General features: G+C 44.8%; 19 protein-coding genes, 1 rRNA gene and 1 riboswitch. Of the genes, 5 read left to right on the forward strand and 15 right to left on the reverse strand.

Annotated elements, in window-relative coordinates:
* Positions 1-204: ribosomal RNA gene (locus OH455_RS20760) — 16S ribosomal RNA — on the reverse strand; the annotation flags it as partial.
* Between the two features lie 554 nt (positions 205-758).
* Between OH455_RS20760 and OH455_RS20765 the strand changes: the two genes are divergently transcribed.
* Positions 759-1,199 carry an RNA recognition motif domain-containing protein gene (locus OH455_RS20765; protein WP_206371703.1) on the forward strand — a complete coding sequence of 147 codons (441 nt, stop codon included), beginning with the start codon at positions 759-761 and terminating at the stop codon, positions 1,197-1,199.
* Here OH455_RS20765 and murI read toward each other — a convergent pair.
* The 3 genes from murI to OH455_RS20780 are packed head-to-tail and all read right to left on the reverse strand — an operon-like array spanning position 1,165 to position 4,667.
* The gene (murI, locus tag OH455_RS20770) at positions 1,165-1,956 is read right to left on the reverse strand and encodes a glutamate racemase (RefSeq protein ID WP_269982673.1); all 792 of its coding nucleotides are present in this window, start codon (positions 1,954-1,956) and stop codon (positions 1,165-1,167) included. The genes OH455_RS20765 and murI overlap by 35 nt on opposite strands.
* A 45-nt stretch (positions 1,957-2,001) precedes the next feature.
* The gene (locus OH455_RS20775) at positions 2,002-2,673 is read right to left on the reverse strand and encodes an adenine nucleotide alpha hydrolase (RefSeq protein ID WP_269982674.1); all 672 of its coding nucleotides are present in this window, start codon (positions 2,671-2,673) and stop codon (positions 2,002-2,004) included.
* A 50-nt stretch (positions 2,674-2,723) separates the two neighbouring features.
* Positions 2,724-4,667, reverse strand: coding sequence for a TonB-dependent receptor (locus OH455_RS20780; RefSeq protein WP_269982675.1), 1,944 nt, complete (start codon positions 4,665-4,667; stop codon positions 2,724-2,726).
* 54 nt (positions 4,668-4,721) lie between these two features.
* A riboswitch (cobalamin riboswitch) is annotated at positions 4,722-4,924 on the reverse strand.
* A gap of 189 nt (positions 4,925-5,113) precedes the next feature.
* Between OH455_RS20780 and trmA the strand changes: the two genes are divergently transcribed.
* Positions 5,114-6,223 carry a tRNA (uridine(54)-C5)-methyltransferase TrmA gene (trmA, locus tag OH455_RS20785; RefSeq protein ID WP_269982676.1) on the forward strand — a complete coding sequence of 370 codons (1,110 nt, stop codon included), beginning with the start codon at positions 5,114-5,116 and terminating at the stop codon, positions 6,221-6,223.
* 60 nt (positions 6,224-6,283) lie between these two features.
* Here the strand turns inward: trmA and OH455_RS20790 are convergent, their stop codons facing one another.
* Both OH455_RS20790 and fabR read right to left on the reverse strand, forming a co-directional pair.
* On the reverse strand, positions 6,284-6,664 hold the full coding sequence (locus OH455_RS20790; RefSeq protein ID WP_045975685.1) for a YijD family membrane protein: 381 nt from the start codon (positions 6,662-6,664) through the stop codon (positions 6,284-6,286).
* Complete coding sequence (fabR, locus tag OH455_RS20795) at positions 6,664-7,311, reverse strand: HTH-type transcriptional repressor FabR (protein WP_045975684.1); 648 nt, start codon at positions 7,309-7,311, stop codon at positions 6,664-6,666. Before fabR ends, OH455_RS20790 begins: the two co-directional genes overlap by 1 nt.
* A 240-nt stretch (positions 7,312-7,551) precedes the next feature.
* Between fabR and sthA the strand changes: the two genes are divergently transcribed.
* Entirely contained in the window at positions 7,552-8,982 is a 1,431-nt protein-coding gene (gene sthA / locus OH455_RS20800; RefSeq protein ID WP_206376201.1) for a Si-specific NAD(P)(+) transhydrogenase, read from the forward strand.
* A 49-nt stretch (positions 8,983-9,031) separates the two neighbouring features.
* Here the strand turns inward: sthA and dinF are convergent, their stop codons facing one another.
* From dinF to OH455_RS20820, 4 genes are all read right to left on the reverse strand, one after another.
* Positions 9,032-10,387: an MATE family efflux transporter DinF gene (dinF, locus tag OH455_RS20805; protein ID WP_269982677.1), complete on the reverse strand. Its 1,356-nt coding sequence runs from the start codon at positions 10,385-10,387 to the stop codon at positions 9,032-9,034.
* A gap of 27 nt (positions 10,388-10,414) precedes the next feature.
* Positions 10,415-11,227 carry a class I SAM-dependent methyltransferase gene (locus tag OH455_RS20810; protein WP_443088611.1) on the reverse strand — a complete coding sequence of 271 codons (813 nt, stop codon included), beginning with the start codon at positions 11,225-11,227 and terminating at the stop codon, positions 10,415-10,417.
* Positions 11,228-11,414: 187 nt separating this feature from the next.
* Entirely contained in the window at positions 11,415-12,032 is a 618-nt protein-coding gene (gene lexA / locus OH455_RS20815) for a transcriptional repressor LexA (RefSeq protein ID WP_045975679.1), read from the reverse strand.
* Positions 12,033-12,130: 98 nt separating this feature from the next.
* Entirely contained in the window at positions 12,131-12,493 is a 363-nt protein-coding gene (locus tag OH455_RS20820) for a diacylglycerol kinase (protein ID WP_206371707.1), read from the reverse strand.
* Between the two features lie 207 nt (positions 12,494-12,700).
* Between OH455_RS20820 and plsB the strand changes: the two genes are divergently transcribed.
* Positions 12,701-15,136, forward strand: a complete 2,436-nt coding sequence (plsB, locus tag OH455_RS20825) for a glycerol-3-phosphate 1-O-acyltransferase PlsB (protein ID WP_269982679.1) — start codon at positions 12,701-12,703, stop codon at positions 15,134-15,136.
* A gap of 57 nt (positions 15,137-15,193) precedes the next feature.
* Here plsB and ubiA read toward each other — a convergent pair whose 3' ends face one another.
* Positions 15,194-16,048, reverse strand: a complete 855-nt coding sequence (gene ubiA / locus OH455_RS20830) for a 4-hydroxybenzoate octaprenyltransferase (RefSeq protein WP_269982680.1) — start codon at positions 16,046-16,048, stop codon at positions 15,194-15,196.
* The gene (locus OH455_RS20835) at positions 16,045-16,587 is read right to left on the reverse strand and encodes a chorismate lyase (protein WP_269982681.1); all 543 of its coding nucleotides are present in this window, start codon (positions 16,585-16,587) and stop codon (positions 16,045-16,047) included. The genes ubiA and OH455_RS20835 overlap by 4 nt, the downstream gene beginning before the upstream one ends.
* A gap of 164 nt (positions 16,588-16,751) precedes the next feature.
* Here OH455_RS20835 and OH455_RS20840 point away from each other — a divergent pair, with 164 nt between their 5' ends.
* Positions 16,752-17,159, forward strand: a complete 408-nt coding sequence (locus OH455_RS20840) for a flagellar basal body-associated protein FliL (protein ID WP_045975675.1) — start codon at positions 16,752-16,754, stop codon at positions 17,157-17,159.
* A gap of 34 nt (positions 17,160-17,193) precedes the next feature.
* Here OH455_RS20840 and glpG read toward each other — a convergent pair whose 3' ends face one another.
* The 3 genes from glpG to rpoH form a co-directional block, all read right to left on the reverse strand.
* The gene (gene glpG, locus OH455_RS20845; RefSeq protein WP_269982682.1) at positions 17,194-18,024 is read right to left on the reverse strand and encodes a rhomboid family intramembrane serine protease GlpG; all 831 of its coding nucleotides are present in this window, start codon (positions 18,022-18,024) and stop codon (positions 17,194-17,196) included.
* 8 nt (positions 18,025-18,032) lie between these two features.
* A complete protein-coding gene (gene glpE / locus OH455_RS20850) occupies positions 18,033-18,359 on the reverse strand; it encodes a thiosulfate sulfurtransferase GlpE (RefSeq protein ID WP_269982683.1) in 327 nt (108 codons plus the stop codon).
* A 414-nt stretch (positions 18,360-18,773) separates the two neighbouring features.
* Positions 18,774-19,631 (reverse strand): RNA polymerase sigma factor RpoH, encoded by an 858-nt coding sequence (rpoH, locus tag OH455_RS20855; RefSeq protein ID WP_045975672.1) that lies wholly within the window; start codon positions 19,629-19,631, stop codon positions 18,774-18,776.
* Between the last annotated feature and the right edge of the window lie 66 nt (positions 19,632-19,697).

A 19,697-nucleotide genomic window follows, 5' to 3' on the forward strand; every position in this document is an offset into this window, starting at 1 on the left:
AAGCCGAAGCTATTATGCGGTATTAGCCATCGTTTCCAATGGTTATCCCCCACATCAGGGCAATTTCCCAGGCATTACTCACCCGTCCGCCGCTCGACGCCGTTAACGTCCCCCGAAGGTTCAGTTAACTCGTTTCCGCTCGACTTGCATGTGTTAGGCCTGCCGCCAGCGTTCAATCTGAGCCATGATCAAACTCTTCAATTTAAGATTTTGTCGGCTCAATGAATACTGAACATTACATAAAGTAATGTTTGAATTGACTGTGCTGAATCCTAAGATTCAATGGTCACTTCGTTTCATTGAAACCTAATTTGAAACCGAAGTTTCTAATTGGATTATCATCAACGAGTGCCCACACAGATTGATAGGTTTATATTGTTAAAGAGCTTTTTCTAACTTCCGCTGCGCTCAGCGCCGCGTCGTTAGGGGTGCGTATCTTACGCCTCCCAACTTTAGAGTCAAGAGTTTTTTTCAAACTTTATCTTCTTTTGTTTCAACTCGGTGTGTGATACTTGTCTCACTCCGTGTCGGTGAGGCGGCATTATAGGGAGCTTAGAAAGGATGACAAGTGTTTTTTTGAATTTATTTTCCGTTCGGTTAAAAACAAATCAAAACGCCAAAAATAGAATAAAATTTCAACATTTGAGTCACGTCACATCAATAGGTTGGAAAAACAACAACCATATACGTAAGATCAGTGTGTCTATTTTGTTAATGCTTAGGCACTTTTTTCTTAAACTACGAAGTTGTATTTAAATATGAGTTCTAATAAATCGACCTTAATGATTCTTGCCCTAGCGGTATTAGGTGGAATCATCTTTTCGCAGGTTGCTATTTCTCCTGCACTCAGCTTTGTTATCGGTGTTTTTGCTTCTGCTTTTGTTTTTAAATTTTCAAACACCACAACTGAGTCAGCAACCTTAAATGAACCCGCGACCAAAACCCTTTATGTCGGTAACCTTCCATACAAAGCAAATGAATCCCATGTAAAGGAATTGTTTACTAAGCATGGTGAAGTTTTTGCTGTCCGTCTGATGAAAGATAAGCGAACAGGTAAAAGACGAGGATTTGGTTTTGTTGTCATGGCAGCAACGGATGCTGCTGGCGCTATAGAAGGACTAAATGAAAAGGATTATATGCAGCGTACATTAAAGGTACGTATCGCTAATGATCCAAAATCTCAAGCTGAACAGGACTAAAGCCTAAGTTTTGTAATGCTAGATTCAACGCTCCTTCTGCATAAGGGGGAGCCGTTGAAAATATTTCCCTCTGACCCTGTCCTTCTCTCGCATCCTCAAGGTTCAACAATTCTTGCACTCGACGAGCAATCGCCTCACCGGAATCCACCAGCACAACCTGATCGCTCAACACCCTCTGTATTTCTTCTTTGATAAGGGGAAAGTGCGTGCAACCTAATACAGCGACATCGACTTTACCGACCATTGGTGACAGTACTTCGCTCAGCTCTTGAATTGAGACAGGATTACCACGAAGCTTTTCCTCTGCCATATCGACCAGTCGAGTAGAGCCTAATAGCTCAACCGGTTTGCTTTGCGAGAAGTCGCGAATCAATTCCTGAGTATACTGACGTGTTACAGTCGCAGGCGTTGCTATCAGACCAACTGCTTTATTCGCTAAATTAGACGCTGGTTTAATCGCAGGCACGACACCGACAACAGGAATGGAGAGCAAAGTTCTCAATGAAGGCAGTACAATGGTGCTGGCGGTATTGCATGCAATCACCACCAAATCCACTTGGTGATCAGCGACATAACGTGAAACCAACGCTTCCACGCGAGAAACTAAAGTGTGATGGTGCAATTCACCGTAGGGATAGGCTGCGTTATCAAACAAATATACATAATCAAGTTGAGGGAACCTTTTCTCTATCTCTTGGAAAACAGAAAGCCCTCCGACTCCAGAGTCAAAAATTAGTACTTTTGCTTGTAGTGACACTTGATATACCCACATATTCCGATGTGGCAATCATACTCACACAAATCAGTTTGGCAATATCTTCGCTTGGTAACGTTGATGAGCAAAGCGCTCTATGACGTCAAGGGTGGTTAAACTCAACTCTATCTTGCCTTTATAGCTACGGGTTTGCGTAACAAACGTATGAAATTCTCCATCTTCACCGCATGGGTCCACTCCACTATGCAGAGAATCAATGAAGGTTCTGTCGTACCATCGCCCGCAATACGCAGGGGCAAGTGCTTGGCCATCCGTCGTCACAACCAAGGTTTTAATACCACGCTCTAAGATTTCATTCGCAAGGTCTTGGCTATTTTGTCCAATGAGTGGAAAAACACACTCCCAACCAGCGGGTTCAATATAACTGCGGCGATAGGCTTCGATACCATTGCAGAACATATCACCAAAAGCCACAGCCTGAATATCAAGTCCACTACCCTTTAGTGCCTCAATGATGGTCGACTGATAGATGTCATTAGGCGGAAATGTTTCCAGCAATTCAATCTTAATCAGGGGCAACCTAAGCAAAGCGGCTTGCATATCGAGCACTTCAATAGGAGTAGCTTGGAATGGGACTTCATCTTTTACGTATGTGGTGTAAAGGCCAACAACATTGTAGTGTTCACTATCGACTAGCCTTTCTAGAGTGAGGGGCGAATCCTTTCCGCTCGACCAACTGATAATGACTTTCTTTTTCATTGTTACTGCCTATAGATAAGAAAAAACCGCCCGAAGGCGGTTTCAAGATATTAGAATTGATAAGAGCCCGTAATCATTACTTTACGACCATCACCAGGGTAATATGCACCATAGTTATTCGCATTAGCAGGATACTTTTCATCAAATGCATTGTCTAAGCGTAAGCTAGCTGACCAAACATCTTGTGTGTAATTAATAGCGATATTATTTAGCCAATATGCCGATAGCTTTTCTACACTGTTTGAGGTGTCACCATCCTTATATCTCGTACCCGTATAAACACCTTCAACGTAGAATTGCCAATTATAATTGACATCATAGGTGACATACGCCCTACCACTGTGAGGTGAAACCCAAGGCAGCTCCTTTCCTTTATTGTCACCACTTGAGAACTCAGCGTTAATGAAACTGTACTCAATACCTAGGAGCACACTTTCAGTGACATAGTAGTCACCGCTAACATTTATACCATTTCGCTCAGATTCATCCGCATTGACATTAGCGCCAGAAAAGCTCCCCCCTACAGGTGTTGGTGCACTACTATCAAAAACGATTTCATCTTCTAGTTGCAAGTTGTAAACATCAATCTTTACGCTGTAGTCATCTTCTGTGAGTCCCCAACCTGCTTCTATAGAATTACCAGTTTGTGGCTTCAAACCTAACACACCTGGAGATGTGTATGCTTGCTCATCAATCTTAGCAAATCTAAAGTTAGTTTCCCCTCGTAGGTAAAGCCTCTGAGTCTCGCTAATTTTGAAATTCAAACCTAACTCATAAGCATCTTGGCTTTCTGATAGTTTTTCAGTATTCGGATAAACTGCACCATCGAAAAGTTTGTCTTCAACTGAACTATAACGTGCTCCCGTCGTTAAAGATAATCTAGGTACTAGAGGATAACTGACTTGTCCATAAGCACTGTAGGTAAGCTGTTCGTTAGCCCTATTGGTAGAGGAAGATTTATAGGTGTGGTCACGATCAGCCGCTTCTAACCCAATCAGAACATTTCCTTGACCAGACTGATTGGAAAATTGATTTTCAACCTTAACTGAGCCTACTAATTGTTTACTTGAACTTGTTGTTGAACTCCCCCACGCAGAGCCTGATACCGACGTATTGTCATAGATAGCATCAGTCCCAAATAACCAAGAGTCTGTTAAGCTTCGCTTATACCCAGCACGAAGCGCTTTCGTTATCTCATGAGAATAGTCGGTTTGATTTGATGGATTAACTTGAGTTGGGTCTTGTTCATATTGCTCTTCGGTTAACGAACCAGCATATTCTCTATTATTGTCATAGTAACTTGCTTCTGCAAAAAACTCCGTCTTATCTAGTTCATAGCCGATACGTCCTAACAAAGACCCGGTTTCACGCTTGTTATGGTCTCTATAGTTATCGGTATTATCTTGGCTAGCACTAACGAAAAGCGACCACTGTTCATCGAGTTTTCTTGAGACATTCACACTACCAGCATAAGAATCAAAACTACCCGCACTCACTGACACACTACCACCGTCCTCAGAAGCACCTTTTGTAATGATGTTGATCACACCACCTACAGCTTGGTCACCGTACAACACACCAGCACTGCCGGACAAAACTTCAATCCTCTCAATTTGAGAAATTAATATAGAGCTTACTTGAGGAGCTGACAGGTCTTGTTTATTCAAGCGACGGCCGTCAACCAAAATCAAAGTATTGTTGGCAGCTTGACCTCCAGTGAAGCCTCTAATCGCAAATGCAGGGCCACTGTTGGTATCAGAGATTTGAATGCCAGCTCGAGCACGCAACAAGGTATCTAGGCTTTTAGATCCACTCGCAGCGATATCTTCTGAACTGATAATAGTTACATTAGCCGGTATATCTTCAATTGAATTATTGAAATCACTTCGAGCTAATACCACCATAGTCTCATCAGCTGAGGCTTCTTTGGCGTATGAAAGGGAGGCGTGAGGAAGTAGCGATGCCACTGCTATCGCCAGAATAGAACGGTTCATTTTTATAATCCTAAATCGCGTAAATCCTACCGAGCTTGGAGCACTTGCTTCCAGTGATTGGCTCAGCTGCTGGCAGGTATTCGGACTTAAGAGCTCATTTTGCACCACCTACTAACTCGACTTCCCACATAGTCCTCTATGCAGTGTCTGTTGAGTGTTCGTTCTCTTTTACCGCTGCGCGTCAGTTCTGGATTCACACCAGATTCCCTTTTCAGCCATCTATACTTCTAGATAGCACCAGCTAGGCACAAATGTTATTCAGCTGTCATTCCTTTGTCCAGCCAATATTGTGCTTTTATATAACCAGCCGCTTTATCACTAATGCCTGACAACGGGTTTACACACTATATTGATCACAGGAGACTGACAAAGCTGGACATGTCGCAGATATTGAATAAAATCTGCGCTCCTAAAACAAACGCACTCAGCACTTGAAGGTAATAAACATGGCGACTCTTGAAGTAAATCCACAGCGCTACCAAGAACAACTGGCGGAAAAGGTCGAACGTCTTAATGAGATGTTTGCTCCGTACCACGTTCCAGATCTGGAAGTGTTCGAGTCCCCAGAGCAACATTATCGTATGCGCGCTGAGTTCCGTGTTTGGCATGAAGGGGAAGACCTTTACTACATCATGTTCAATCAGGAAACGCGTGAAAAATACCGTGTTGACCAATTCCCAGCGGCGAGCCGTCTGATAAACGACCTGATGCCATTGCTGATTGATGCAATGAAAAACAACGACTCTCTACGTCGTAAGCTGTTCCAAGTGGATTTTCTATCGACACTGAGCGGTGAGATTTTGGTATCTCTGCTATACCACCGCCAATTGGATGATGAGTGGACGAAGAACGCAAAAGCGCTCAAGCAACGTCTGAACGATGAAGGCTTCAACCTGAACCTGATCGGTCGGGCACGTAAAATGAAGATTGTTCTGGATCGCGACTACGTAATTGAAAAACTCGACGTCAATGGCCAGCCTTACATTTATCAACAAGTCGAGAACAGCTTCACGCAACCCAACGGCAAGGTAGCTGAAAAGATGCTGGAGTGGGCAATCGACTGTACCAACGAAAGCCAAGGCGATTTGCTCGAGCTCTATTGTGGTAACGGTAACTTCTCACTGGCACTCGCGCAGAACTTTAATCGCGTACTGGCAACGGAACTGGCCAAACCATCAGTTGAGTCTGCGCAATACAATATTGCTGCCAATAACATTGATAACGTCCAAATCCTTCGCCTATCCGCGGAAGAATTTACTCAGGCAATTGAAGGCAAGCGTGAATTTCGCCGCCTAAAAGACGCGGGCGTCGATTTGAAGAGCTACAACTGCAACACGATTTTTGTCGACCCTCCTCGCTCAGGTATGGATATTGATACGTGTAAGATGGTTCAAGGCTATGATCGCATCCTTTACATCTCCTGTAACCCAGAGACACTCAAAGACAATCTTGACGTTTTAAGCGAAACACACAACATCACGCGTTTTGCTCTGTTTGATCAGTTCCCTTATACCCACCATATGGAAGCGGGTGTCCTACTGGAACGCAAAGCATAAGTTGACAAGAAAATATAAAAAAACGAGCCAAATGGCTCGTTTTTTATATTTAGATTCAGGCTACTCCGCACTAGCTGAGCGGTTAATAAAACCGAGTTTCTTACCAATCCATAGTAAAAGTAACAGTGATACTATGATGGCAAAGAAGTTAGACCCCGCATCTGGGTGCTGCGCTTTAACAAAAGCAGAATGACCAAAAGCGCCAACGAAGAAACACGCTAGGCCAACCAGCGGAATGTCTTCAGAGACAGGGTTACGTAGATATTCTTGGTACAGCGCCTGTACAGACAGTACAAGCGCAATCAGTGGAAAAATAGAGAAAGAAACTTCACTCATTGTCAACCATGACAATAATGCGTCTCCACACATGCCAGCAATCAATGCAAGCACTAGCGTCTTCTTCTCAGAACCACGATTAACTTGTTTTACTTCATTCGACATTAATCAATCCCACCTTTTAATCGGTTACGGTTACGTTCACGTTCTTTGCGATACCATAAAGCCCCTTTGGCTATCATTCGCAATTGCATAATCAATCGTTCCGCAAGCTCATCTCGCTCGCGTCGATTTAAATCCAGCGCCTCTGCGCCTGAGCTAAATACCAAGGTGACAGAAGCTTCGGCCTGTGTATAGGCCTCATCGCGCGTCATTCCTGTACTGATCAAATACTCTGTCAGTTCAGCGGCAAAATGTTGAATTTCTCTCGCGACAGCAGTACGAAAGTCAAACGATGTACCCGAACGTTCTCGCAATAGTAGTCGAAACACATTGGGGTTGTTTTCAATGAACTCCATAAACGTCTCGATAGAAGTGCGAATCACACTCCCCTCTTTGACGATTCGCTGTCGTGCCTGGCGCATCAGCTGACGAAGCAGCAAGCCGCCTTCGTCAACCATGGTCAACCCCAGCTCATCCATATCTTTGAAATGGCGGTAGAATGAGGTTGGAGCAATCCCTGCTTCCCGGGCTACTTCTCGTAAACTCAAGTTCGAAAAGCTTCGGTCAGCACTAAGCTGGCTAAACGCAGCATCAATTAATGACCGACGCGTTTTTTCTTTTTGCTGTGCACGAATTCCCATGGATTTCATCTATTATCTATTTATTTGTTTAGTCGCAGTTAATATACAACGATTACCTTAAGGACATAAGCCAAAATCGTAACCTTTGACTACCGCGTGACAATTAAACTCAGCCTGATTTCTTTTTCAATCACTTAACTTTGGTTTAGAGACCTATCACCGCACAAATACCAGATATGAAACATTCTGCGTGATCGCTTCCACTCTCTAGTGCTCTATCGTGAAATCAGTTAAAATCTCGCTAAAGCAATGTTAAGACAATATAACAAAGGAAAAGTTATGGCGGAAAGTAACCACTTTGACGTAATCGTTATTGGTAGTGGCCCTGGCGGTGAAGGGGCAGCAATGGGACTAACCAAAGCGGGACTCAATGTCGCCATAGTAGAAAAAGAGAGCAGCGTCGGTGGCGGTTGTACCCACTGGGGCACCATCCCTTCTAAAGCGCTGCGCCATGCGGTCAGCCGTATCATTGAATTCAACAATAACCCGCTGTTTTGCCATAACAATACCAGCTTACACTCGACGTTCTCCAATATCTTGGGCCATGCCAAATCTGTAATTGATAAGCAGACTCGCCTGAGACAAGGTTTTTACGATCGTAATCAATGTTCTTTGATTTTCGGCACAGCACGCTTCACTGACAAGTATACCATTGCCGTTACGCAAGCAGATGGCACCGAAGAACTATACAGTGCTGACCGATTTGTGATTGCAACGGGCTCGCGCCCATATCAGCCAGATGACGTCGATTTTCTGCATGAACGTATCTATGACAGCGATTCTATTCTCAGTTTGGAGCATGACCCACGTCATATCATCATTTATGGCGCCGGTGTGATTGGTTGTGAATATGCATCAATCTTCCGCGGTTTAGGCGTAAAAACGGACTTAATCAACACTCGAGACAGACTGCTGTCTTTCCTTGATAATGAAGTATCAGACGCCTTGTCTTATCACTTCTGGAACAGTGGTGTTGTGATCCGCAACGACGAAACTTATGAGAAAATTGAAGGCACAGAAGATGGCGTCATTATCCATCTCGAATCAGGTAAGAAAATGCGTGCCGATTGTATTCTTTACGCCAACGGACGCACGGGTAACACCGACAAACTCAACCTGTCGGCTGTGGGGTTGAACGCTGACTCTCGTGGCCAGTTGTCCGTTGACAGCAACTACCAGACGGCAGTCGACCATATCTACGCCGTCGGCGATGTTATTGGCTACCCTAGCCTAGCCAGCGCTGCTTATGACCAAGGTCGATATGTGGCACAGGCGATTAATAAAGGTCAGGCCGATGGCAATCTGATTGAAGATATCCCGACTGGTATTTATACCATTCCGGAAATCAGTTCCGTAGGTAAGACAGAGCAAGAGCTGACGGCGGCAAAAGTCCCTTATGAAGTGGGTCGTTCTTCGTTTAAGCATTTAGCTCGTGCTCAGATTGCAGGTAAAGATATCGGCAGCTTGAAGATTCTCTTCCACCGCGAAACCAAAGAGATACTTGGTATTCACTGCTTTGGTGAGCGTGCGGCAGAAATCATCCATATCGGACAAGCGATCATGGAGCAAAAAGGCGAAGCCAACACGATAGAATACTTCGTCAATACCACATTCAACTATCCGACCATGGCCGAGGCATACCGCGTAGCAGCGCTGAATGGCCTTAATCGCTTATTTTAAGTCGAGCGATAACAAAGCCGCAGTCATCGCTGCGGCTTTTTTAGTTGTGTTAAGCGCTCAAAAATTGCTGTTTACGCCACTGCTGATAAAAAATCACCGCCAGAGTCACACCACGCATCCCCATGAAACTCAACATAGCCAGCCACAACGCATGATTCCCGAAGCTGGCCATGGCGAAAAACGCCCCAAAGAAACCACACGTGGCGAAAAACATACTGTTGCGCATTTCTCTCCCTTTCGTTGCACCAATGAATATGCCGTCTAACAAGAAGCACCACATCGAGACTAAAGGCATCGCCACCAGCCAAGGAAGATATATCTGCGCGGTATCATGCACTGTCGGGATATCGGTGATCAGGTTGATCAATGACGATCCGCCAAAAGCAAACACCGCAGTCAAACCCAAACAGATGATGAGGCTCCAGAAGAACGTCCCCACCAATGACGCGCTGAGCTGCTGTTTATCTTTAGCCCCTATCGCTTTACCCACCATCGCCTCCATGGCATAGGCGAATCCGTCCATACCGTAGGAAATGATCATAAGAAAACTCATGAGCACCGCATTAGCAGCAACAATATCATCTCCGAAGTTCGCACCTTGAAACGTCATAAAAGTAAAGGTCGCTTGCAAACACAAAGAACGTAGAAAAATATCACGGTTTAGCTTTACAAAACGGCTTAATCCATGGGTAGTGTCTTTCAGTAATGAAGTAATCGAGGGTAAATGTTTTTTAAGCCAAGTGCGCCAAACACACCATAGGCCAAAGCTCATACCACTGTAATCAGCAATCACCGACGCGAGTGCAGCCCCTTCCACTTTCCAGCCAAAGCCAATCACAAACAGCACATCGAGAACGATATTGGTAATGTTTGCAATGATCACCATCCACATCGGCGCACGTGCGTTCTGAGTCCCTAGCAACCAGCCCAATACAACAAAGTTAACCAAGGCCGCGGGAGCGCTCCAGGCGCGAATGGCAAAATACTGCGCACCATAAAATTTGACTTCATCACTCGCACTGCTCAGCGAAAACACCAGATTGGCTATCGGTTGATGGAATAGGAGAAACAACAATGCAAAAACCAAAGCCATCGCCACACCCTGAGTGAAAACTAAGGCGAGTTGTTTACCATTTTGAGCACCATACGACTGCGCCGCCAGTCCAGTGGTAGACATCCGCAAAAAACCCAGTAGCCAGAAAGTCACACTGATCATGGTACTACCAAGGGCGACTCCGCCCAGATACCAAGCATGTTCAAGGTGGCCAATCACCGCCGCATCAACTAAGCCGAGTAAAGGTACGGTTATGTTAGATAGAACCATGGGGATCGCCAGCAGTAGAACCTGCTTATGTAGCGCTTTATTGGATAGGGTTTGAAGCAATTGCACGTTCGCACTCATCATGAAAGAAGAGTACAAAGTGTAACCGGATTACCAGCGAAGCTGAACCACTACCGGAGTGAGTCTGTGTTTCAAAGAAGTGAACTTAGTGAGCCAACGTTGCCATAGTTTCCAACGCCCGCAATGTTTGTCTAGAGGAGAGAAAGTCTTTGCCCATCGCGCCCATGGCAGATAATTAAGGGTTGCATCCCCTGGTGACACGTAGCCATGATTATAACGTCCTGACCCCATTTTCTTACCAAGCTTGCTTGCCGCGAGATCTCCCGCTAGAACAACACAAGCTCTCGCTGAATCAAAATGGCAACCAAGGGCCTGAATAAACTTGCCAACTTGTTTTTCACTGCAATCCAATAAAGCGTGTTCACAGACAACCAGTACCGGAGCCTTTTCCGGAACAGGTAAGTTATCCAGCCATGACAAGTCATCAACATTGCCACACATATGTTGGTAACGTTCACTTTTATGGAATAGTTTCTGACGCCAAAGGAGGTTTTCTGTCACATCCAACTCGAGCCAGTGACAGCGGCCATTGTCGACTCGATAGAAACGCGTATCAAGGCCAGCGCCAACATTGATGATCCACCCATCAGGGTTACGTGAAATGAAATGATTAACCTGCTCATCACAGATTTGAGTCAAGGTGGCATGAAGAAGTTGTTTCTGATCGATGTCCCCAGAGAGGCACTCTGGTGCGAGTTGGCAGCGCTGACAAGCATTGGCCGCGATTGGGTCATAAACCAAGCCGTTATCGACCAAGCTTTCTCGGCTGCGAAGCCAGAGAGGCTGTAACAAATTGGCCGGGATTTGATAGCGATGTGTTGAAGCTTTTTGCTTAGCGGCCATGATCATCTTCCTTCCATACCAGAAATAAGATGATAATGAATATCAATTACAAAAACAAGTAATTGAGAATAGATCTCAATTAAAAAGAGCTCGATCCATAAGTTAGTAGACTTAAATAACGACATAACGTCAGCGAACATGCTCTCTGACGTTAGAAGCCATTCAATACCACTTCTAGAAACAGTGGTTACATCCAATCAGTATTGCGGATGATTCCTACCGCTAAACCTTCAATCGCTAGGTGCTGACATGACAAGTCGACTTTAATGGGTTCAAACTCTTCATTCTCTGCGTGCAGTAAAACAGTCGAACCTTTACGCTCTAAACGCTTAACCGTCACATCGTCATCAACACGAGCAACCACCACCTGACCGTCATGAACGTCTTGAGTTTTATGCACTGCGAGCAGATCACCGTCCATAATACCGATATCTTTCATACTCTCGCCATTGACGCGCAATAAGAAATCAGCTTGAGGCTTGAACATGGCCGGATCTACCTGATAATGAGCTTCAACATGCTCCTGAGCCAGAATTGGCTCACCTGCAGCAACCTGACCGATCAAAGGCAGGCCATCATCATTGGCAGACTCTTCTAGTAAAATGCGAATTCCACGCGATGCGCCGGGAATAATTTCAATGGCTTGCTTACGTGCTAGAGCTTTTAAATGCTCTTCTGCGGCATTAGCAGAACGAAAGCCCAGTTCACGAGCGATTTCTGCACGCGTAGGAGGCATACCTGTGTCATCAATTTTACTTTTTATCAGATCAAATACTTGTTGCTGGCGTGGCGTTAACGGCTTCATAAGTCACCTGTCTTTTTATACAGTTAACTGTGAGTATATCCAGTAATGGTTTAAATGAAAAGCCAATTGCTGGTTTTTTGATAGAGTTAAACTTTTGACTACAAAAACAATACTTCCAGCCACACGTAACCTGTCAATAACATGGTGATCATGACGGCAGCAGATCCAATATCTTTGGCTCTACCGGCCAACTCATGCTGCTCTTCACCAATGCGATCAACGACGGCTTCAATAGCACTGTTAAACAGTTCAGCAATCAGCACCAGTACGACTGTCGCAATCAGTAAAATTCGATCGATTTGGGTCACGTCTAGCCAACAAGCGATGGGAATCATCACTGCTGCAAGAACAACCTCCTCTCTAAAAGCAGGCTCATTTTGAAACGCAGCTTTTAAACCCTGAAATGAGTATCGGGTAGCGTTTTTAATCCGTTTAAGACCATGAAGTGTTTTTTGCGGCACAGCATTTTCTCTTTAATTATTAGATATATGATTGAAGTTTGGTGAAATTGATGTTTTCGTGTTCAATTTAAAGTGAAAGGTTCGACCAGTTTCTGATATCCTTGCAGCCTTAAAAATATCAGCTTGAGCACATCTTCCGCTTCTACAATGAATGAAGATGGAAAACTGCTTTTGCGATTTATCTGTTTTTTTGAGGCCAAGAACCTTATGTCTTCTGGACAACCACTATCGAGTTCCTTACTCAAGCTACCTTTGTCAGTCATGGTAAAAGGAACAGCGATTCCTTCAAATCCTATTGAAGATCATAGCATTGATGTAAACAAGCCGATTATTTATGCCTTGCCCTACCGTTCAAGCGTTGATTTAATCACTTTGCAAATGCAGGTTATCAACCTCGGCTTACCTGACCCACTCAAGCCAGTCGAAATCAATGGTAAGTCCTTCAAGCGTTATGTCTTTACTTCATCACGTCAAACTGTGATGAGTAACGACCAAGACGTACCGAGCGAATCTATCGCTCTCTTCTCAGATCTTCTTGAACAACACAAATTTGACAGTGAATTGGATGTACAAGTCCTTCCTGCAACGGTTTTATGGGGCCGAAAACCCGGAAAAGAATCTCAGCAAACACCGTACTTACAACCATTAAATGGGCCTGAAAAAGCGTTAGCAGTATTAAAAGCTGGTCGGGATTGCTTGGTACGTATCAGCCCTGTAGTGTCTTTACGCCATATGGCGGACTCACACGGCACAGACGCTTCAATTGCCCACAAGCTAGCACGCGTTGCGCGCATACACTTTTCTCGCCAAAAACTAGCTGCCTCAGGACCAAACCTGCCCAACCGCCAAGCTCTGTTTAATCGTTTGATGAAATCCAAGGCTATCGAGAAAGTGATTGAAGACGAGGCAAAAGCAAAAGGGATATCGCCAGACAAAGCGCGTAAAGAAGCGCATGACATCATGGATGAAATCGCGGCAGACTTCTCCTACTCATTAGTTAAAAATGGCGATCGTATACTGAGCTGGTTGTGGAACAGAATCTATCAAGGTTTAAACATCAATAATGCCTCAACGGTGCGTAAGTTAGCCCAAGATGGACACGAAATCGTTTATGTCCCTTGTCATCGCAGCCATATGGATTACCTACTGCTGTCTTACGTCTTGTACCATGAAGGCATGGTACCTCCGCATATCGCTGCCGGTATCAACCTCAATTTCTTCCCCGCAGGACCTCTATTCCGTCGCGGTGGAGCGTTCTTTATTCGACGAAGCTTTAAAGGTAACAAACTTTATTCCACTATTTTCCGGGAATATCTGGCTGAACTGTTCACCAAAGGCTATTCGGTTGAGTACTTCAGTGAAGGTGGGCGCTCACGCACTGGTCGACTGCTTCAGGCTAAAACAGGCATGTTGGCGATGACCATCCAAGCTATGTTGCGCGGCCTCAACCGCCCCGTAACGTTAGTACCAGTATATATTGGTTACGAACATGTCATGGAAGTGAGTACTTACGCTAAAGAGCTGCGTGGAAAGCGAAAAGAGAAAGAAAACGCTGGCCTAGTTCTGCGTACCATTCGCAAACTGCGCAATTTTGGTCAAGGTTACGTGAACTTTGGTGAGCCGATTCCACTCAACCAATACCTAAATGAAAATGTGCCTGAGTGGACACACGATATTGACCCTATGGGGAGCACCAAGCCGCAATGGTTAAATCCAATGGTTAACGACTTAGCGACGAAAATGATGACGCACATTAACGATGCTGCAGCGGCCAACGCATTAACTTTGTGCGCGACAGCTTTGCTTGCTTCACGCCAGCGTGCTTTGTCTCGTGACAGCTTAGTCAAACAGATCGAATGTTATCTCTCTTTACTGAAGAACGTGCCTTATTCGTCGACTTTCACCGTTCCGGATGAAGATGCGGAAGACCTAGTCAAACATGCTGAGTCGCTAGACAAGTTTGTCATCGAGTCTGACACTATGGGCGAGATCGTGTCACTGGATCGTAATCAGTCGATCCTAATGACTTACTATCGTAATAACATTATTCACCTGTTCGCGATCCCATCTCTCATTGCTCAAATGTTGATACGTCATCAGCAGCTTAGTTTGGATAAAATCAAAGCTAATGTGGCTTTGGTGTATCCATTCCTAAAACAAGAATTGTTCCTGAGCATCGAAGAGGAGCAGCTCGGTGATGTGACTGAAGCCTATATTGAAGAGATAGCACGCCTCGGATTGGTTGCGATTGATACCGAGCAAAACGTATCTCTTAAGCAAGGCAACACTCAGGTACTGATGTTGCTAGGTCGAACGATTACCGAGACACTGCAGCGTTATGCAATCACACTGAACCTGCTCACAGCGAATCCAGAGCTCGGAAAAGCGGACTTGGAACAAAAGAGTCAGGAAATCGCTCAGCGTTTGGGTCGCTTACATGGTATTAACGCACCTGAGTTCTTCGATAAAGGGGTATTCTCAGCGATGTTTACCACACTCAAACAACAAGCTTACCTAGATAAGGATGGGAACTGCGAGCAGGAGAAAAGCCAGATCTTGGCTGGGCTGTTGTATTCAATGCTCTATCCAGAAGTGAGACTAACGATCAAAGAGAGTATTTGTCAGGTAGGCGCCTCTGAGTAATTACTGCACAGCACCAATAAGAAAGGGTACTCTAAAGTACCCTTATCTCTATATGATTTACCAAAATGCGACGAGCAGCCCTATGGTAATAACCATCCCCACATGGCTGTTGTTGAGAAATGCTCTAAAGCACAAATCTCGCTCACGATGGCGGATAAGATGCTGCTGAAATACAAACAATGCCCCAGCAACCAGCAAGCTCCAGTAATAACTCGCACCCAATTCGTACCAGTTGCCAAGTGTAATCAACATCCCTACCGTCACCAACTGCAATACACCTATGATCATTTTGTCATAACGACCAAACAGAATAGCCGTGGACTTAATACCGATCTTCAAATCATCATCTCGATCAACCATGGCATATTGTGTGTCATAGGCGATTGTCCATAACGCATTGGTTACAAAAATAAACCACACCATCGTCGGCAATTCGTTGGCTTGAGCAGCCCATGCCATAGGTATCGACCAACTGTATGCTAACCCCAGAAATAGTTGAGGAAGGTGAGTATACCGCTTCATAAAAGGGTAAATAAAAGCAAGAAACAACCCAACGAAAGAAAGCTGAATAGTTAGTAGGTTCATCGTTAGAACCAGCAAGAAAGACCCCACTACCAATATAAGAAACAAGCCGATAGCTTCTTTCGAAGTAACACGGCCAGAAGGCAGAGGCCTCTGTCTGGTTCGCTTAACATGACCATCTACTTTACGGTCGGCAAAATCATTAATCACACATCCTGCAGAACGCATAAAAAAAACACCAAGAACAAACACAGCCAGTATCATAGGATCTGGAAAGCCTTGAGCTGCGATCACAAGTGACCACATAGTAGGCCAGAGTAATAACAAACTCCCTATTGGCCTGTCCATGCGCATCAATTGCCAATACGCTTTAGCTTTAGCAAACGTCATTTACCTCTCTCCTTTGAGTAAATAGGAGCGGCAGGTAAAAATAGCTCTGCCACCAACATAGGTTTGTGGTTCATCCATAAACGAGAGCGACGAGCAAGAAACTGGCCATCAGATGTTTTGGCCCAGCCAACTTGTAACGCATCACGCTTGACATTTTCAGCGTTAAACACAGTTAGCCCAAGCGGGATCTCTCCCTGACGCGTCAGGTCATACTGTTGACCATTCATCGAGGACTGAGGGATTAAGGTTCTACCTAATACCCAAGGTTGTTGATCGCCTTTTAGTACAACCTTTCGCAACAAACATTCTTCTTTTGTCAGTAGCACTATCTCCTGAGAGTCAAGCTTCTCAGCTTTAACCACTTTGTTGTGCAACAAGTCGACATTTAACGTGTGGCAGTGGGACTCCAATAAACGTGATAGTGAGCCCTGTTCTAACAACCAATTTTTCGCATTCTGTGTAGGAAAGCTAAACTTATCAGGCTCTTGCCACTCAACCTGACGAAGAGCAGATAAATAAAGCGAAGTAGATTGATTCATACTAGTATTCAATAAGTAGCCTTATCGTCGTACAATAAAGCTTCGATCTTTGTTGTTAACCACCCATAGAGTGCTTAACGCATAATTATTACAAATAGATGCTCTATTGTAACAAGACTCAGACGATTCGAGTATCGCGATTAGAAGAAAGAAAAGACAGAAATATGATTAAACGTTACTTAGTCCATATAATTTTCGCATTGAGCGTCTTGGTCAGTTTCACATCAATGGCAGAGGAGAGCAACGAACCTAAGCTCGCATATTTTACTCTGGAGCCAGATCTCACTACTAATTTTTACACTCAAGGTAAAAAGTTGGGCTACATTCAGGTCCGCATCGATATCATGGTGGCTAACGACAAGGACCTAGCCATTATTGAGCTTCACCAGCCATTGATCCGTGATGCTGTCATCGAGCTACTTGGCAAGCAATCATCAGATACGATCACTTCCTTGGCCGGCCGTGAGGACTTACGTAAAAAACTCGTCGAACAACTGAACTCTATATTGCTACCAGAAACAGGCCGAACGATCATTGCCGATTTGCTCTTTACTAAATACCTATACCAGTAAGCACGCTTTGCGAAAAAGCGGCTTCGCCGCTTTTTTATTTTCTTATCCGGCTAGCATCGACTAAGCCAACTACAACACCGGAAATCAAACCAACCAGATGAGCTGTATTGGCGATCGCCATAAATGGTTGAATAAACCCTAATACCAGCCATACCAGCATAAAACCTATGATTGGCTTTGGTATACTAAGGCCGAGTTGTGGTGCTTTGTATCCCAACACCCACAAGTAACCAACTAATGCATACACAACACCAGATAGACCACCAAAGTTAGCCCCTTCTACCCAGTACTGGCCTGCACCCGACATGGCCGCTGACACCACAAACAACTGAAGCAGTTTTTTCGCTCCCAAGCGCTGCTCAATGTCTCCCCCTAGTTGCCACCACCACAATAAGTTAAACGCAATGTGCATAACCGAGAAATGCAGAACCGCATGACTGACCCAGCGCCACAACTGCCACTCTTGTCCAGCAAACGCAGGAAAGTGCAATACCGAGAAAACTGCCTGGCCTGCACCAAACTGCTGTAAGGCAAAGATGACGATACATACCAAGATCACAGCTAACGTCACGGGACCAGCTTTGGCTTTCACCATAGCTAACATACTCGGAGACTGATAGCTAAACCGGCCGGTTCGACTTTCAGCCATGTCCCATGAAGCAGCTTGGTATTTAGCATCACTGGGATTCGCAAGAAAATGCTGGAGCTCAGCTTCCACTTCAACCTGATATTGAGTATCAGTGAGCCACAAAGCAAACTGACCACTTCCTTCCGGCATCATTTTCACATCAATACGGCGTGATGCCATGTAATCGATAAACGCTTGCGCCATACGCGGATTGGAAATAGAGATCAGTTTTATCATAGTGATTCCTATGGCAAGTTGGATTCCATCGGCAACTCAGCTCGTTGCCAAGCTTCAAAGCCTCCATCCACACTATACACCTGCTCAAAGCCTTGGTTAATCAAATATTGAGCAGCGCCTTGGCTACTAATTCCGTGGTAACACATTACCAGAACTGGTTGCTCAAACTCTGCTTCATCCATGAATTGAACCATGGTGTCATTTGTTAGATGGAAGGCTGTTTGTGGGTGAGCCACAGCGAAAGACTGTGGATCGCGAATATCAACGAGGCAAGCGTCACCTTGCTCCAATAACGCCTGGGCACCGGCAACATCGATGTGTTTGAACTGGTCCATTTACTGTCTCTTGAGAAGAATTGTTGTTGGCTGTCATTGTAACCTATCCAGTGTTCAACAAGTACACTGGAGCTGTAGGGTTATCCACTCGCGATCATTTATTCACCACTTGTGGATAAACCTGTGAATTACGTTGATAAAGTAGTTTTCCAACATTTGATCCACAACATGTAGTGATGATCCTTATTTCTTTGTGTGTAAGAGTAAAAGTATCCCCATGAACTGATTGCTCTCTACACCTTTATTCACCCGTCTTTCTGACAGATAGCCAAGAAATTTATCACAGAGTTACCCACAGGACACTGGGCAAAACTCGATCCCCAAAAGAGCCTAAATGACTCGTTACTCGATCTTAGAAACAAAAAAGCCGAGACCCTTCGATCTCGGCTTTCTGAATTTGTTAGGCTACAAAGATTAAAAGTCGCCGACAGCTGCTTTTAGCTTTTTCATTGCGTTCTTTTCTAACTGACGGATACGCTCCGCTGACACATTGTATGTCTCAGCCAGTTCTTGCAGAGTCGACTTGCTATCTTCTAACCAACGCGAGCGAACAATATGCTGGCTACGTTCGTCAAGACTCGACAGTGCTAAGCTCAAACGATTGTTCGTGTGCGCTTCCCAGTTAGCAGCTTCAATATTGTCCGCTACGTCCGAAGCTTTATCTTCAAGATACAACATTGGTGCAGAGTAGGATGAGCCTGAATCGTCATCATCGTTTTGCATTTCAAATGCCGCATCTTGCGCTGCCAGACGAGATTCCATTTCGCGCACTTCCGAAGGCTCAACACCTAGCTCCTTCGCCACGGTTTCCACTTCACCGTTGTTGAACCACCCTAGGCGTTTCTTTGACTTTCGCAGGTTGAAGAACAGCTTACGCTGAGCTTTAGTGGTCGCAATTTTAACAATGCGCCAGTTACGCAAGACATACTCGTGAATCTCAGCTTTAATCCAATGTACTGCAAATGACACCAAACGCACGCCGACTTCTGGATTAAAGCGCTTTACTGCTTTCATCAAGCCGATGTTACCTTCTTGGACAAGATCCGCCATTGGCAAACCGTAGCCAGAGTAACCACGAGCTACGTGCACTACGAAACGTAAATGCGAAAGAATCAAGCCTTTTGCCGCTTCTATTTCGCCTTCATAGTGTAGTCGCTCAGCTAGTTCACGCTCCTCCTCAGCGGTCAGCATTGGATAGCCGTTCACTGTGCGGATATAGCTATCTAAGCTATCTTGTGTAACTACAGCCATTGGATACGCTTGGTTAGTCATTTAATTCCTCATCAATATCTGATCTGGAGTAAGTTTTAACCCATCAATCTTGAACCTAAAATGAAC

Source organism: Vibrio sp. T11.5, from assembly GCF_027587155.1.
Classification (GTDB): Bacteria; Pseudomonadota; Gammaproteobacteria; order Enterobacterales; family Vibrionaceae; genus Vibrio; species Vibrio neptunius.

Bases quoted from the DNA above. Each gene is read 5' to 3' on its own strand.
- rpoH (WP_045975672.1), bottom strand. From the start codon at position 19,631: ATGACTAACCAAGCGTATCCAATGGCTGTAGTTACACAAGATAGCTTA.
- OH455_RS20835 (WP_269982681.1), bottom strand. From the start codon at position 16,587: ATGAATCAATCTACTTCGCTTTATTTATCTGCTCTTCGTCAGGTTGAG.
- ubiA (WP_269982680.1), bottom strand. From the start codon at position 16,048: ATGACGTTTGCTAAAGCTAAAGCGTATTGGCAATTGATGCGCATGGAC.
- OH455_RS20775 (WP_269982674.1), bottom strand. From the start codon at position 2,673: ATGAAAAAGAAAGTCATTATCAGTTGGTCGAGCGGAAAGGATTCGCCC.
- OH455_RS20790 (WP_045975685.1), bottom strand. From the start codon at position 6,664: ATGTCGAATGAAGTAAAACAAGTTAATCGTGGTTCTGAGAAGAAGACG.
- OH455_RS20765 (WP_206371703.1), top strand. From the start codon at position 759: ATGAGTTCTAATAAATCGACCTTAATGATTCTTGCCCTAGCGGTATTA.
- dinF (WP_269982677.1), bottom strand. From the start codon at position 10,387: ATGATGAGTGCGAACGTGCAATTGCTTCAAACCCTATCCAATAAAGCG.
- sthA (WP_206376201.1), top strand. From the start codon at position 7,552: ATGTTAAGACAATATAACAAAGGAAAAGTTATGGCGGAAAGTAACCAC.
- trmA (WP_269982676.1), top strand. From the start codon at position 5,114: ATGGCGACTCTTGAAGTAAATCCACAGCGCTACCAAGAACAACTGGCG.
- glpE (WP_269982683.1), bottom strand. From the start codon at position 18,359: ATGGACCAGTTCAAACACATCGATGTTGCCGGTGCCCAGGCGTTATTG.
- plsB (WP_269982679.1), top strand. From the start codon at position 12,701: ATGTCTTCTGGACAACCACTATCGAGTTCCTTACTCAAGCTACCTTTG.
- OH455_RS20780 (WP_269982675.1), bottom strand. From the start codon at position 4,667: ATGAACCGTTCTATTCTGGCGATAGCAGTGGCATCGCTACTTCCTCAC.
- OH455_RS20810 (WP_443088611.1), bottom strand. From the start codon at position 11,227: ATGGCCGCTAAGCAAAAAGCTTCAACACATCGCTATCAAATCCCGGCC.
- glpG (WP_269982682.1), bottom strand. From the start codon at position 18,024: ATGATAAAACTGATCTCTATTTCCAATCCGCGTATGGCGCAAGCGTTT.
- lexA (WP_045975679.1), bottom strand. From the start codon at position 12,032: ATGAAGCCGTTAACGCCACGCCAGCAACAAGTATTTGATCTGATAAAA.
- OH455_RS20840 (WP_045975675.1), top strand. From the start codon at position 16,752: ATGATTAAACGTTACTTAGTCCATATAATTTTCGCATTGAGCGTCTTG.
- fabR (WP_045975684.1), bottom strand. From the start codon at position 7,311: ATGAAATCCATGGGAATTCGTGCACAGCAAAAAGAAAAAACGCGTCGG.